Below are 15,785 nucleotides of genomic sequence, written 5' to 3' on the forward strand. Positions count from 1 at the left end.
AAATGTTAACATCAAAAGAAAGATTATTTAAAGTATTAAAGAATGAAAAAGTAGACAGACCGCCTTGTATATGCCCTGGTGGAATGATGAATATGATAATAGAAGATTTGATGGATATAACAGGAATAAAGTGGCCAGATGCTCATATTAATCCAGAATTAATGGCAAACTTAGCATATAGTATGTATGAAAATGGAGGATTTGAAAACTGTGGAGTTCCTTTTTGCATGACTGTAGAGGCGGAATCTATGGGAGCAGGAGTTTCTTTAGGAGATAAGATTACAGAACCAAGAGTAACAGATTACGTTATTAATTCTGCTAAGGAATATGAAAAATTAAGAAATATAGATTCTAATTCTGGAAGAGCAAAAGTAGTGATTGATGCTATAAAAATTCTTTCAGAAAGGAATTTAGACATACCAATTGTAGCAAATATAACAGGACCAATAAGTTTGGCCTCTTCAATTATGGATCCTATAGTTTTTTATAAAGAACTAGTAAGAAAGAAGGAAGAAGCTCATAAATATATGGAGGTCATTACTGAAAATTTAATAAGTTTTGGTAAGGCTCAACTTGAGGCAGGAGCAGAAGTGCTTGCTATATCAGATCCAAGTGGTACTGGCGAAATATTGGGACCAAAGTTATTTAATGAGTTTGCAATACCTTATATAAATAGAATAGTAGAATGTTTAAAATCATATGCCAAGGGTGGAGTAATAGTTCATATATGTGGAAAATTAAAAAGTGTTTATGGGAGTTTACAAAACCTAAAATGTGATGCTATAAGCTTCGATTCAATAACCAGTGCGAAAGAGGTCAAGCAAAACGTTAAGGGAAAAGCAATAATGGGAAATGTAAGTACTCTTACACTATTTAATGGAGAAGGTGAGTTAATAAAAAATATATCCAGTCATTGTATAAAAAATGGAGTGGACATATTATCACCTGCCTGTGGCTTAGGAATAACTACGCCGCTTAAAAATATTAAGACCATGGTAGAAGTAGCAAAAGAAAGTTAAATATCTAAAATAACCTAAAACATTATTTAAACCACATAAAAATATAGAAAAATAAAAGGGTGTTAGTTTTTAAATTATCTAACACCTTTTTATGTTTAAAATTAATCTTCAATTTTATCTTCTACATATTCCAATATATCTCCAGGCTGACATTCTAATGCTTTACATATAGCTTCAAGAGTTGAAAATCTTATAGCTTTGGCTTTATTTGTTTTTAAAATAGAAAGATTGGCTTGTGTTATCCCAATTTTAGCTGCTAAATCTTGAGAACTAATCTTTCGTTTTGCCATCATAACATCTAAATTTACTATAATAGGCATATCATTCCTCCTAAATGGTTAAATCATTTTCTTCTTTTGTTAAAAAAGCAAGTTTAAAAATTCCAGATAATACATAAGCTAATGATCCAAAAATTAGAAATACAAAAGAACCTATCTTTAAAGAACCATACTTAGTAGATATAACTTGAAGATTTCCTTGATATGGAATTGGATAGGTTATAATTATGTAAAAAATAGAAAGAATTAAGGATAATAGTCCAATATGCCTAAAGTAATGATTATTTTTTATATTGAAGCAATCACCATTTTCTATATTTTCTACAATAAGTTTTAATTTGTATACAATTATTGTTATAACTATGGTAAGTATTAAATCTACTAAAGGAACTAAATATTCTAGTATATTTGAAGGATTAAAATTAATAATAATAGCAATAAGCGTAAAAAAGCTTATAAGACAACCTAATATAAAAAATAGATTCAATATTATTGTTAACGCATTTAAACTTTTTTTATTCATAAAATCACTCTTTATTCAGATATTACCATAATTTTTATTGTTTTTAAATAAAAATATATTAATATATAGTAAAAATATTGTTCTCTTCGTTAGAAGATAAATATTTATAATAAATAGGATGATTTAATTATTTATTTGCGACTTTATAGAGTTTCTCATAATGTAAAAAGCATGGCAATCCATGCTTTTTTAATAATATTCTTTTCCTTTTTCTTTGGAATGATCTTTACTATTGGCATAACTGCCTATTTTTTTGCCATCAATTATTCCTATATCTGCTCCATTTTTAGGATACATTTTTCTAAGCTCTGCGTTAGATTTTTCTCTGTCTTTGATGCGGTTTTTATTATTATCAACCATGTAAAATCCTCCTTATATATTGTTATAATGTTAATTTAACCTATATATATGTGAGGTATTCATATATAGATAAACTACCTTAAAACTTAATGTATATCTCTATGATATCTTAATTCACAATTCGCAATTCGCAATGCAAAATGCATAATTAAGGTGAAAGTTATTTTAATCAAAATAATTTCTTTTTAATACATTTTATAGTTTAATATTTATTCAACAATATATGGCGAACACTGTTCAATGCTACGATTAATCAATATCTAAATTTCACAGTTATCATAATTTATGAATTGAAATATTTAATGGCATAGATATATTCAGTTATATATTATTGAGGTAGTTTATTTATATTTTAGATAATATATTTAAAAACTAAAATGTAATGTGCTAAACTACCTAAGAGAACAAATATGTGAAAAATTTCATGAGCACCAAAGGTTCTTTTTTTACCCTTTTTCTCTAAGCAGTAAACAACTGCTCCTACAGTATAAAGTACTCCACCTAAAACTAATAGCGCCATAGCTTGAAATGGTAGGACTTTAGATAATGGTGAAAATGCAACAAGAGCAAGCCAACCTAAGCCTACGTAAAAGCTGGAAGACAACCACTTTGGACAATCAATCCAAAAGAATTTGAATACAATTCCTATTAGAGCTAATAACCATACACAAATAAATAATCCCCATCTCCAATAAGATTCTAAAGCAATGAGACATATAGGTGTATAGGTCCCTGCAATTAGTACAAAAATCATAGAATGATCTAATTTTCTTAACATTTTAATTACGCCTTCTGAAGAAACTGCTAAATGATACACAGTACTAGCTGTATATAAAAATATTAAGCTAAGACCAAAAATGACAACTCCTATCATACCTAATATGGAGTTTTGTCCTATATAAATTTCTTTATAAATTAGTGCTATTAGACCAACTAATGAAACTAAAGCACCAAATAGATGAGTAAAACCACTTACAGGTTCTCTAAAATTCTTTGACATGATGTACCTCCTAATTAAAACTATTTCACGTAGTTTTTAAAACTATGTTATATTATGTATATATTATACTATAAAATCATAAAAGTAAACATATAATTTTAAAAATTAAATTTATTTTAGTAAATATTTTCTAGATTTCTTCGTTGATATAAATGGAAAGATATATTATAATAACTAAAAAATTATTATTACTTATTATTTCTATATAAAAATAAACTAAACATAAATTTTATAAAAGGGAGAAAAATATGGATTATAATAGAGAAGATATATTAAAATTACTGGAGGAATTAAATCTTAATGAGCATATTGAACCTAAAGAAATACCATCAATTGATTTATATATGGATCAAGTTATAACATTATTTGAAAGTAATTTATCTAATTCAAAACGATATGATGAAGATAAACTTTTAACTAAAACTATGATAAATAACTACACAAAAGATAAGCTTTTAATTCCAGCTAAAAAGAAAAAGTATTCTAAAAATCATATAATATTGATGATTCTTATATATAATTTAAAGCAAAATTTAAGTATTTTAGATATAAAATCACTGTTTAATGATATGGTGGTTAATTTGCAGCAAGAAGATGGGGAAAAGATTAATTTAGAGGAAATCTATAAAAAGTTTTTACATATAAAAAATCTTCAGACCATTGAAGCAGAAGATCAAATAAATAGTTTAATTTCAAAAGTTGAGGAGCAACTATCTGATAAAGATGATGAGGGGTATGAAAAGCTTTTAATAACTGTACTTTGCTTAATAAATAGTGCTAATATACAAAAACGGTTAGCAGAAAAAATAATAGATAAATATTTTAGACATATTTAAAAAAAATAATAGATTAGTGTATTATTATACTGTGTTGTTAGAAACAGCATGTAGCACCACTATAAGCTGAACCCGACTAAAATATGCTAGTATCTTTGAGTTGTTATTTTCTTTCAGATGCCTCAAATAAAACCTGTAATTATTTTACAGGTTTTATTTTATTAAAGAATTAACTTTAAATTCTGCGTAATCCTCTACTATATTTTCTAATTTTTTAATATGTTGAATTTGTGCTTCCTTAAGTTTCTTTTTTCTTATTTCTCTATCTTTTCTTTCTTCTATTCTTTTATTTCTATCAGCATCGTTACTTATATCTTTTTTATTTGCTTCTTCTATAGCATCACTTAAATGCTGATTTATATTTTGAGCTTTTTCTATAACTTTATCGTTTATTTTTTCTAATCTATTTTCTAGTTTAGAAAGGTCCTCAAGCTTTTCACTATATTTATCAAATAATTGAGAATTTTTGTTTTTTATTGCCTTTTCTATATTTTCATCTTTTATATCATTATCTTTATCCTTAGATAAATTTACCTCAGTCTTAAGTGTATTTATTTCTCTTCTAAGTGAGCTATTCGCACTATTCATAATAGTAGCATGCTTATGCATATTACTAGCATTGATTAGGCTATTTGCAATAATACTCTCTTTACTTTCATTTTTTCCACTGACTATTAAATCGTCTTTAGGCATCATACTTTCTATGTCAATTTTTTGAGATTCTTTTAATTTCTCTATTTGTTTTTTCTGAATTTCCTTGTCAATATCTTGAATTTGCTTATTTATCTCTTTAACTTTTTCCATATCTAAAGAGCTATTCCCTTTATCTAATGAAAGTTGTTGCATAAGGATAGTTTTTTGATCTTCTAAGGTTTTAATTTCATCATCAATAGGGGATGAAGTTTTAGTTGTGGATGTAAAAATTTTATCTAATCCTTTTATGTTCATATTGTACCACTCCAATTAAATCTTTTTCATATTACTTATCGTAAGAGTTTCCAATAACTTTAATAAAATAGTTATATTTTGGAAAGTGATTTCACATTTATATTTTCTTTGGAAAAGGAAGGAGAAACTTTACAAATAAAAGGTATAGATTCCCATAAATAAATATATATTTTAATATAAGGTATCTTAAAAAATAATCTAACAGGTTAGTTTATCTATATATACTCTTTTATCAGAAAATACAATAGGGCCACTAGTAGTAAAGATTAATGGTTTATGAGATAAAAAATACAGAAGCATTTTTAACTTGTTATTTTATTTTAGATATCTAAGATAATTTTTATATGAGGAGAGAAATAAATGGCTGTAAAAGTAGATATATTTTCAGGTTTTTTAGGTGCAGGAAAGACTATGTTAATTAAAAAGTTAGTTAGTGAGAGTTTATATAAAGAAAAAATAGTGATTATTGAAAATGAGTTTGGTGAAGTTGGAATTGATGGAGCTATATTAAGAAAAGCTAATATTGAAGTTAAAGAAATAAATGCAGGATGTATCTGTTGTAGTATATCAGGAGATTTTAAAAAGGCACTTGTAGAAGTTTGTAGCAAATTTAATCCAGAGAGGGTAATAATTGAACCATCAGGAGTAGGCAAGCTTTCAGAAATAATTTCGATAATTAATTCTAAGGAATTAAAGAATATTACAAAACTAAATATGGTTATAACTGTAATTGATGTATTTAAATATAAAATGTATGTAGAAAACTTTGGAAAGATATATAAAGATCAGATTCAAAATGGGAAAACTTTAGTTTTAAGTAGAACAGGTCAAGCGGAAGAAAACCTAATAAACTCAATATTAAAAGGTATAAGCACTATTAATCCAAAAGCTACCATAATAACTACACCGTGGGATAAATTAAGAGGAGAAAGAATAGTTGAAATTAGTGAAAATGCTATTGAGAACAAGTTAAAAGAAATAGATTTAATTACTAAACCAGCAAAAGACATAAAAACTATAAATAAAACTATCCATTCAGCTTATAATACCTTTGAAAGTTTTGGAACTGTAACTGCAAAGAAGTTTAAAAAAAGTGAGTTATTGAGTTTATTAAAAAAATTAGATAATGAAAACTATGGACAAGTATTAAGAGCTAAAGGAATTTTAGAACTTGAAAATAGTAAGTGGATTCAATTTGATTATGTACCTGAAGAATTACAGATTAGAAATACTACTCCGGATTTTTCAGGGAGGTTATGTATTATAGGAGCTAATTTAAAAAAAGAAAACTTAAAAAAACTATTTAAACTTTAGTAGGTGAAAATATGTTAAAAACCAATATTGAAATAGTAACGGGCTTTATTTCGTCAGGGAAAACTAGTTTTATAAATGCACTGCTTTGTAGTACCTTAATGAGTAGTGAAAAAGTAATAGTAATTCAATGTGAAAAAGGTAATAGTGCTGTTAAGGAAGAGTTCTTAAAAAATAAAAATTTAAGGATAAGACAAATAGAGTTTGATGATTTAAAGGAAGAACTACTAATAAAATATATTAAAGGGTTTAAACCGTATAGAATAATAATTGAACATAATAGCATGGAGAATATAAGTTCTTTAATTGGAAAATTGAATTCTAGAAAGCTTTCTAAAATAAGTAGCGTTACCACTATATTCAATATAATAGATGGTAAAAACTTTTTATTATACTTGTACAATATGGAAGGAATTATCGTTCCAACTTTGGAAAGGTCAAACCTAGTAATTGTTAATAATATAGGAGAATTAGATGAGGATGAAAAGAATAAATTGCTAACTACCATAGAAAAAATAAATAATCATGGATTTATACTGCCAGTTAATAAAAGTGAGAATATTAAAAAAGAATTAGAGAATTTTAGTAAATTGGATAGAGGAATCACTAAAAAAATATCCTTATTTTTAAAGAATAAAGGCTATTAGTTCCAAAATCTATAAGGAGTAAGAGATGATAAATAATAAAGATATATTTTTTACAATATTTATAAGCATAGTTTTAGAAGGATTACCCTTTATAATATTAGGTTCTTTTATAGCAGCAATAATTCAAATTTATATTTCGGAAGATACAATAAAAAGAATAATTCCTAAAAATAAACTTTTAGGAACACTAATTGCAGCTTTATTAGGAATTATTTTTCCACTATGTGAATGTGCTACTGTTCCAATTACTAGAGGACTAATTAAAAAAGGTGTACCATTTAATATAGCTATAACTTTTATGTTAGCTGCACCCATTGTAAATCCTATAGTGCTTACTTCTACTTATTATGCATTTAAAGACATGCCTTATATGGTACTGTTAAGAGGGGGAATAGGATTTTTAGTAGCTATAACTATAGGATTGTTAATAGAGGGTTTGATAGATAAAGATAAAGTTATAAAGGATAATGACACTAGTTATTACTGTAGCTGTGGATGCAATGATTATATATTTTATAATAATAGTAAAATATCAAATATATTAAATCATTGTTCAGCTGAATTGCGCAATATAGGTGGAATGCTTATAATTGGAGCATTAATATCAGCAGCTTTTCAAAGTTCTATACCTAGAGATTATTTATTAATGGTTGGTGAAAACAATATTTTATCTATAATTGCAATGGGAGCTTTTGCTTTTATAATTTCCCTCTGCTCGGAAGCAGATGCTTTTATAGCAAGTAGTTTTATAAATCAATTCTCTCTAGGCTCTATTGTAGTATTTTTAATTTTAGGACCTATGATAGACATAAAAAATGTATTTATGTTAAGTAGTGGTTTTAAGAAAGGATTTATTATAAAACTTCTCTTATTAATTTTTGCAGTATGTTTTGTTAGTGGGTGTCTAGTAAATATTTTTATTGCAGGAAGGATGGTATAAATGAAAAAGTTCAATTTAAATGAATTAATTTGGTTTTTGATTTTATTATCTCTCAGCTTATCTTTGGCAAATTTGATATATACTAAGAGAATTTTTAGTTTTATCCATCCTAACATGGTTAAATATATGTATTTTGCATTAGTAGCTCTTATAATTCTAAATTTTTTTCAATTTAAAAAAATATTTACTATAGAAAAAAATGAGAAGATAAAATACTCTTATCTCTTATTTATCATTTTATTAATATCCATACCTTTAGTAAAAACTGATACAATAAATAGCAATATGGCAAATTTAAAAGGATATAAATATTTTAAGGGTAATAATAGCGAATACTCTTCTTTTAATAGTTTACAAAATACTGATTTAAAAGGGAAAATTGAAATTGATGAAAAAAACTTTGTGAGAACTTTTGAGGAGATTGCTAATAATTTAGATTATTATGAAGGAAGAAAAATAGTAGTGGAGGGCTTTGTCTATAAGAATGTTAGCTTTGAAAATCAACAATTTCTATTGTCTAGGCCAGTGATGAATTGCTGTGCAGCAGATGCAGAAATTTATGGTATATTATGTGACTATGATAAGGCTGATGAGTTACAAAAGGATAGTTGGGTAAGAGTTGAAGCTACTATTCATAACATTATAAGTAAAGATGATGATGAGATATTTAATTCACCATTATTAAAGATAACTTTAATAGAAAAAGTTGAAAAACCTATAGTTGAATATGTTTATCCTAAATAAGTCTTAAATTAAGGCTTATTTTTATTTAAATACCTTTAAAAAATATTAAATATTTAGATATGATTAGCATATATTAGTAAAAATATTTTGTTTTCCAGATTAAAATTTATATTTTAGTAATTTGAAGGTAGTTTTTGTGGAAAGTAGTGCTATTTTATTTTTAATAGTATTTTGGGGAACTATAATTGGAGCAATAGGTATAACTTTAACTTCATTAATGAAGCATCAAAAAGCTGAAAATAACTAAAGTCATAATTTCAAGATATATGTAGAAATGATTTTTTATAATTAATAACTAAACTTAATACTGAACTAATTTTCATACAAAAACCAGCTTAAGCTTAATAAATAAGTTTAAGTTGGTTTTTAATTTGGTCTACTATATTAATATTAAAAATAATTAAAGATTAATGAATATTATTAATTTTTAATATTCATTTTTGAAGTTTAAAAAATAAATAAAACCTAGTAAATTTCATTTGTTCATAATAATTAAAATATAAAAAATAAGATTTTAAGCGTTAACAATTGTTAACAATTTGTTAATAATGGTAACAGTTTACTAAAAACTACAATATATTACATTTTATATTTGTATAATAACAACTAGAAACTGTAAGTTTTTATAACCTTATGGCATGTATAATTAATTGGATTGCTATGATAAAAATATAAATTTCAATACCTAGGTATGAATAGAAAAAATATATGCATAAAAACTTTAATTATTATTGAAAATACTAGTTTTGATAAGCTTTATAGTAAACTAAAAAAATAAGAAAGAGGGATTTTATGTTACTAAATGTAGATGGCTTTACAAGTAAATTACATGAATACTCACTTACACCATATCAACAAGATATTTGGATAAAGCAGCAAATATATCCTAAGAATGCACTTTACAACATTGGAGGATATATGGAAATAAAGGGAAAGATAGATTTAGATATCTTCCAGAAATCCATAAATATATTAATAGAAGAAAATGATGCACTAAGAATAATGATTAATGAAGTTAATGCAGAACCTACTCAAAAGTTTTTATCAAAATTAAATTATACTGTACCTTTTCATGATTTTTCGAAAAAAGAGAACTCAGAGGAGTATGCTCTACAGTGGCTACAATCAGAAATGACAAAGCCTTTTGATCTAAATAATAATATTCTTTTTCAATTTGAATTAATAAAAGTTAATACAAATTTATATTATTGGTTTACAAAAATCCATCATCTAATCGCTGATGGATGGACAATCTCTCTTATAAACAAAAGAGTTATGAAAATATATAACAGTCTTATAAAAGGAAATCTTCCAGAGGGAGATAATTTATGTTGCTATAAAAATTTAATACTAAAAGATAAAGAATATTTAGATTCTAAAGAGTATGAGAGAGATAAGATTTATTGGAAGAAAAAGTTAGAAGTATTACCAGATCCTCTTATCAAGGAAAAAATAGATACAGAGGATGATATAAATAACTATATAGTAAGTTCTAGGAAAACACTAACTATAAAACGTTCAGCTTATAATAAAATAATAAAAATTAGTAAGGAAAATAATTGTTCTGCTTTTCATTTTATTTTAGGAACAATGTTTACTTATTTTTCAAGAGTTTATGACAAAGAAGAACTTATAATTGGTGTACCAGTATTAAATAGAAGAAGTGATAAACATAAATCTACAGTAGGACTTTTTGTTAACTTATTACCATTAAAGATAGAAATTGATAATAATTTAAAATTTATAGATTTTGTTGTAAATATAAAAAAAGAATTAGTTGAAAGTTATAAACATGAGCAATTTCCTTTAGGACATATAGTTAGAGAAGTCTATAGCAATAATGGTTATGAGAAAAACTTATTTGATGTAGTACTTTCTTATCTAAAGCATGATTATTCTCAAAAGTTTTCTGACTATGAAACAGAGTACAAGCTACTTGCGAATAGATGCGAAAGAAATGCACTAACGATTTTTGTGAGTGATTTTGGAGATGAGAAAGATATAAATATAGGTTTTGATTATCAGCTTAAAGTATTTGATGAGAGTTTTCCTATTGATAGTGTTATTTCACACTTTGAAAACTTATTGTATCAACTTGGTAATAATCCTTATAATCGTCTTTGTGATATAGATATTATTACAAAGGATGAAAAAAGAAAAGTTTTATATGATTTTAATAATACAAAAACTGAATATCTAAAAAATAAAACAATACATGAACTGTTTGAAGAACAGGTGAAAAATACGCCTAACAATATAGCAGTAGTATATAAAGATAATCAGTTAACCTATAATGAATTAAATGAAAAATCAAATTATCTAGCAAAATTATTAAGGGATAAGGGCGTAAAAGTAGATACAATAGTGGGAATAATGGTAGAAAAATCCTTAGAAATGATAATTGGAATATTAGGAATATTAAAAGCAGGAGGAGCTTATTTACCTATAGATCCACAATATCCTAATAAGAGGGTAAAGCACATTATAAATGATAGTAATGTAAATATAATATTAACTAAAAATTATTTTATAAAGGATATAAATTTTAGTGGAGAGATAATAGAATTTGAAAGTGTAATAAATTCTATTGAGGGACTACCTAATTTGCCAAATATAAATAAGCCAGAAGATTTAGCTTATGTAATGTATACATCAGGTAGTACTGGACAACCAAAAGGAGTTGCAGTAGAACAGAAAAATGTAGTAAGGCTTGTAAATAATACTGATTATATTAAATTTAAAGAAAATCATAGAATATTACAAACAGGAGCAATAGTATTTGATGCTTCAACCTTTGAAATTTGGGGAGCATTACTCAATGGATTGCCATTGCATTTAATTAGTAACGACATACTTATGAACGCAAAAAAGTTAGAACAATATATTCAAAAGAATAAAATAAGCATTATGTGGTTAACGTCGCCATTATTTAATCAAATATCAAAAGAAAAACCAGAAATCTTTGAAAATCTAGAATATCTTTTGGTAGGAGGAGATGTATTATCAGCTAAACATATAAATAATGTGAGAAGTAAAAATAAGAAATTAAATATTATAAATGGTTATGGACCAACAGAAAATACTACATTTTCTACATGCTTTCATATTAATAAAGACTATGAGAAAAGCATTCCTATAGGAAAACCAATAGCTAATTCTACATGCTATGTTCTAAATAAATATGAGAGATTACAGCCTATAGGAGTTTACGGAGAATTATATGTAGGTGGTGACGGATTAGCTAGGGGATATATAAATAACGAAGAGCTTACTAAAGAAAAATTTATAGCTAACCCTTTTATAAAGGGAGAGCGAATTTATAAAACTGGTGATTTAGCGAGATGGCTGCCGGATGGAAATATAGAATTTCTAGGAAGAATAGATCATCAGGTAAAAATTAGAGGATTTAGAATAGAACTAGGAGAGATAGAATCGAAACTTTTAAAAAATGAGAAAGTAAAAGAATCGGTAGTTATAGCTAAAGAAGATGAAGAAGGTAATAAATATATTTGTGCTTATATAATAGGAACGGTAAATTTTACTGTTAAAGAGTTAAGAGAATATCTTTTAAAAGAGTTACCAGAATATATGATACCATCATATTTCGTACAGTTAGAATCAATGCCATTAACACCAAATGGAAAAATAGATAAAAAGAGATTACCAGAACCAGAAGGTGAAATAGACACAGGAGTAGAGTATGAAGGAGCAAGGGATGAAATTGAAAAGAAACTAGTAGAAATATGGGAAGATATATTAAATGTTGAGCATGTAGGAATAAATGATAACTTCTTTGAAATAGGAGGACATTCTTTAAAAGCTACATCTCTTGTAAATAAAATATGTAAAGAGTTAAATGTAGAAATTTCTTTGGGAGAAATATTTAGAAACACTACTATAAAAAGCCTTGGAAAATATATAAGGAATTTAGAAAAAGGTATACATTCGTCAATAGAAAATGTGGAAGAAAGTGAGCATTATGCATTATCTTCAGCACAAAAGAGAATGTATATACTAAATCAAATTGAAGACGTAGGGGTAAGCTATAACATACCAATGATAATGACAATAGAAGGTAAATTAAATATTAGCCAATTTGAAAAAACAATAAAAGAACTTGTAAAAAGACATGAATCTTTTAGAACAGCTTTTGAGTTAATAGAAGGGGAACCAGTACAAAAAGTATATGAAGAGGTAGATTTTAAAATAATCTATGATGAATTAAGAGAAAATAGAATAAAAAATAAAATAGAGAAATTTATACAGCCATTTGATCTTAGCAAAGCACCACTATTAAGAGTAGAACTGATAAAACTATCAAAAAATAAGCATTTATTTATGATGGATGCTCACCATATAATATCAGATGGAATATCAATGAGAATATTTATAAAAGAGTTTATTAGCCTATATGAAGAGAAGAAATTGCCAGAGTTTAGGATACAATATAAAGATTTTTCACATTGGCAAAATAACATATTAGAAACTAAAATCGTTGAAAAACAAAAAGAATATTGGTTAAACAAATTTAATGATGAAATACCTGCATTAAATATGCCAACAGATTATACAAGGCCTACTGTAAGAAGTTTTGAGGGTGATGCAGTAAATTTTGAAATAGAAAAGGAATTAGTAGAAGAGATAAATAAACTTGCAGCTAGAACAGGGACAACCTTATATATGGTATTATTAGGAGCTTATAATGTATTGTTATCTAAATATACAGGCCAGGAAGATATAGTTGTAGGAACACCAGTGGCTGGTAGAAGACATTCTGATTTAGACAATATAATAGGAATGTTTGTAAACACTGTTGCAATGAGGAATTATCCTAAAGGAGAAAAAAGTTTTAGAGAATTCTTAGAAGCAGTTAAAAAAACAGCATTAGAAGCATATGAAAATCAAGATTATCAATTTGAAGAGTTAATTAGCAATTTAGATATAGCTCGAGATCTTAGCAAGAATCCATTATTTGATGTGATGTTTACACTCCAAAATATTGATATAGGGAATATAGAAATTGAAGGATTAAAATTTAGCCCATATGAATTTGAAAATAAAATATCCAAGTTTGATATTACATTAAGCGCTATTGAATTAAAGGATAAAATAATTTTTAGCTTAGAGTATTGTACAAAGCTCTTTAAAAGGGGAACTATAGAAAGATTATCAAAACATTATATAAATATACTAAAAGAGGTAACAAATAATGTAGAAATAAAGTTATCAGAAATAGAGATTTTATCACTGGAAGAGAAAAAACAGTTAATTTATGGTTTTAATAATACAAAGACTAAATATCCAAAAGACAAAACAATACATGAGTTATTTGAAGGACAGGTAAAAAATGTACCTAACAATATAGCAATAGTATATGAAGATAAACAGTTAACCTATAGTGAATTAAATAAAAAATCAAATTATTTAGCAAAAGTATTAAGGGATAAAGGTGTAAAAGCAGATACAGTAGTAGGAATAATGGTGGAAAAATCCTTAGAAATGATAATTGGAATATTAGGAATATTAAAAGCTGGAGGAGCGTATTTGCCTATAGACACAGAGTATCCTCAGCACAGAATAAAGCACATTATAAATGATAGTAATGCAAAAGTGTTACTAAGTAAAAGTTGTTTTGTAGATGGAATAGATTTTAGTGGAGAAATAATAGATATAGAAAATTTAATAAATTCTGTTGAGGAATTACCTAACTTACCAAATATAAATAAGCCGGAAGATTTAGCTTATATAATATATACATCAGGCAGTACTGGACAACCAAAAGGAGTTGCAGTAGAGCAGAAAAATGTAGTAAGGCTTGTAAAAAATACTAACTATATAAAGTTTAAAAGAAATCATAAAGTATTGCAAACAGGCGCAATAGCATTTGATGCTTCAACCTTTGAAATTTGGGGAGCATTACTCAATGGATTGCCATTGTATTTAATTAATAATGATGTGCTTATGAGTATAAAAAAATTAGAACAATTTATTCAAAAGAATAAAATAAGTACTATGTGGTTAACATCACCATTATTTAATCAAATATCAAAAGAAAAATCAGAAATATTTGAAAAATTAGAATATTTATTGGTAGGAGGAGATGTATTATCCACTAAACATATAAACAATGTGAGAAATAGAAATAAGAAATTAAATATTATAAATGGTTATGGACCAACAGAAAACACTACATTTTCTACATGTTTTCATATCAATAAAGACTATGAGGAAAGCATTCCTATAGGAAAACCAATAGCTAATTCTACATGTTATGTATTAAATAAACATAGAAGATTACAGCCGGTAGGAGTTTATGGAGAACTATATGTAGGCGGTGACGGATTAGCTAGAGGATATATAAATAATAAAGAACTTACTAAAGAAAAATTTATAGCTAACCCTTTTATAAAGGGAGAAAGAGTTTATAGAACCGGTGATTTAGTAAGGTGGCTAGAGGATGGAAATATAGAATTTTTAGGAAGAATAGACCATCAAGTGAAGATAAGAGGATTTAGAATAGAACTTGGTGAGATAGAATCGCAACTTCTAAAAAATGAAAGAATAAAAGAAGCAGTAGTAATAGCTAAAGAAGATGGTGGAGGTAATAAATATATTTGTGCTTATATAGTAGGAACGGTGAAATTTAATGTTAAAGATTTAAGAGAATATCTTTTAAAAGAGCTACCAGAATATATGATACCATCATATTTCGTGCAATTAGAAACAATGCCTTTAACATCAAATGGAAAAATAGATAGAAAGAGATTACCAGAACTAGAAGGTGAAATAAATACAGGAATAGAGTATGAAGCGCCAAGGAATGAAATTGAAGAAAAATTAGTGGAAATATGGGAAGATATATTAAATGTTGATCAGATAGGAATAAATGATAACTTTTTTGAAATAGGAGGACATTCCTTAAAAGCTACATCTCTTGTAAATAGAATATGGAAAGAATTAACTATAGAGATTTCATTAAAAGAAATATTTAAAGATGCTACTATTAAAGGTCTTGCTGATTACATTGTGAATATAGAAAACAAAGAAACATCAATATTAACAAATGAAACTGATCTTTTGAAATTAGAAGAATTGTTAAATGAAATAGAAGATTTAGATGATGATAATGTACTGAGCTTAATATTATAATTATTTAAATTTATTCAAGCATATTGAAAA

12 protein-coding genes are annotated in these 15,785 nt (G+C 26.2%); 7 read left to right on the forward strand and 5 right to left on the reverse strand.

Annotated elements, in window-relative coordinates:
- Positions 1 to 2: 2 nt before the first annotated feature.
- Positions 3 to 1,019 (forward strand): methylcobamide:CoM methyltransferase MtbA, encoded by a 1,017-nt coding sequence (locus ACY1IQ_RS13365; protein ID WP_461614409.1) that lies wholly within the window; start codon positions 3 to 5, stop codon positions 1,017 to 1,019.
- 101 nt (positions 1,020 to 1,120) lie between these two features.
- Here ACY1IQ_RS13365 and ACY1IQ_RS13370 read toward each other — a convergent pair whose 3' ends face one another.
- From ACY1IQ_RS13370 to trhA, 4 genes are all read right to left on the reverse strand, one after another.
- Positions 1,121 to 1,339: a helix-turn-helix domain-containing protein gene (locus ACY1IQ_RS13370; RefSeq protein WP_461614410.1), complete on the reverse strand. Its 219-nt coding sequence runs from the start codon at positions 1,337 to 1,339 to the stop codon at positions 1,121 to 1,123.
- 10 nt (positions 1,340 to 1,349) lie between these two features.
- Positions 1,350 to 1,820, reverse strand: coding sequence for a DUF2975 domain-containing protein (locus ACY1IQ_RS13375; protein ID WP_461614411.1), 471 nt, complete (start codon positions 1,818 to 1,820; stop codon positions 1,350 to 1,352).
- 189 nt (positions 1,821 to 2,009) lie between these two features.
- Positions 2,010 to 2,180 (reverse strand): hypothetical protein, encoded by a 171-nt coding sequence (locus tag ACY1IQ_RS13380; protein WP_461614412.1) that lies wholly within the window; start codon positions 2,178 to 2,180, stop codon positions 2,010 to 2,012.
- Positions 2,181 to 2,532: 352 nt separating this feature from the next.
- On the reverse strand, positions 2,533 to 3,180 hold the full coding sequence (trhA, locus tag ACY1IQ_RS13385) for a PAQR family membrane homeostasis protein TrhA (RefSeq protein ID WP_461614413.1): 648 nt from the start codon (positions 3,178 to 3,180) through the stop codon (positions 2,533 to 2,535).
- A 248-nt stretch (positions 3,181 to 3,428) separates the two neighbouring features.
- On the opposite strand from trhA, the gene ACY1IQ_RS13390 reads away from it, so the two are divergent.
- Positions 3,429 to 4,016 (forward strand): DUF1836 domain-containing protein, encoded by a 588-nt coding sequence (locus tag ACY1IQ_RS13390; protein WP_461614414.1) that lies wholly within the window; start codon positions 3,429 to 3,431, stop codon positions 4,014 to 4,016.
- A gap of 153 nt (positions 4,017 to 4,169) precedes the next feature.
- Here the strand turns inward: ACY1IQ_RS13390 and ACY1IQ_RS13395 are convergent, their stop codons facing one another.
- Complete coding sequence (locus ACY1IQ_RS13395) at positions 4,170 to 4,964, reverse strand: hypothetical protein (protein ID WP_461614415.1); 795 nt, start codon at positions 4,962 to 4,964, stop codon at positions 4,170 to 4,172.
- 360 nt (positions 4,965 to 5,324) lie between these two features.
- Between ACY1IQ_RS13395 and ACY1IQ_RS13400 the strand changes: the two genes are divergently transcribed.
- From ACY1IQ_RS13400 to ACY1IQ_RS13420, 5 genes are all read left to right on the forward strand, one after another.
- Positions 5,325 to 6,278 (forward strand): CobW family GTP-binding protein, encoded by a 954-nt coding sequence (locus tag ACY1IQ_RS13400; RefSeq protein ID WP_461614416.1) that lies wholly within the window; start codon positions 5,325 to 5,327, stop codon positions 6,276 to 6,278.
- An 11-nt stretch (positions 6,279 to 6,289) separates the two neighbouring features.
- The gene (locus tag ACY1IQ_RS13405) at positions 6,290 to 6,922 is read left to right on the forward strand and encodes a GTP-binding protein (RefSeq protein ID WP_461614417.1); all 633 of its coding nucleotides are present in this window, start codon (positions 6,290 to 6,292) and stop codon (positions 6,920 to 6,922) included.
- Positions 6,923 to 6,947: 25 nt separating this feature from the next.
- Positions 6,948 to 7,862: a permease gene (locus tag ACY1IQ_RS13410; protein ID WP_461614418.1), complete on the forward strand. Its 915-nt coding sequence runs from the start codon at positions 6,948 to 6,950 to the stop codon at positions 7,860 to 7,862.
- Complete coding sequence (locus ACY1IQ_RS13415) at positions 7,863 to 8,606, forward strand: TIGR03943 family putative permease subunit (RefSeq protein ID WP_461614419.1); 744 nt, start codon at positions 7,863 to 7,865, stop codon at positions 8,604 to 8,606. It abuts the gene before it with no gap.
- A gap of 792 nt (positions 8,607 to 9,398) precedes the next feature.
- Positions 9,399 to 15,755, forward strand: coding sequence for an amino acid adenylation domain-containing protein (locus tag ACY1IQ_RS13420; protein WP_461614420.1), 6,357 nt, complete (start codon positions 9,399 to 9,401; stop codon positions 15,753 to 15,755).
- The last annotated feature ends 30 nt before the right edge of the window (positions 15,756 to 15,785 follow it).

The organism is Clostridium sp. Marseille-QA1073 (assembly GCF_054863625.1).